The sequence below is a fragment of the Wenzhouxiangella sp. YN1 genome (genome assembly GCF_056324145.1).
Map to the genome: position 1 here is coordinate 1 of NZ_JBJNIO010000009.1, position 306 is coordinate 306.

Consider the following 306-nt stretch of genomic DNA (forward strand, 5'->3'; position numbering starts at 1 on the left):
CCGGGCTTTTTTTGACAAGGTGAGCAAGGCCGCCGTCTCGGCCAGCGCCTTTTCCTTGCGCGCCAGCTCGCGCTCGAGTTCGCGCGTGCGGCGCCGCTGCTCGCGGTCGGCCTTGATCTGCTGGCCACCGCGCTCCTCGGCCCAGTCGTTGGCCTGTTCGCAGGCACGGCGCCAGGCGGCCAGCTGCTCCGGATACAGGCCGCGCTTGCGGCAGTACTCCGAGCGCTCGGAGGCGTTCATCGGCGCAGTCTCGATTACGGCGGCGAACTTGTCCCGGGCGCTCCAGCCCTGGGCGTCGGAGCCGGC

Annotated in this window: 1 pseudogene; it reads right to left on the bottom strand. The window is 70.9% G+C overall.

The features are described 5' to 3' along the window. Positions 1-306, bottom strand: a pseudogene (locus tag ACEWQZ_RS00020) (IS3 family transposase); the annotation flags it as partial.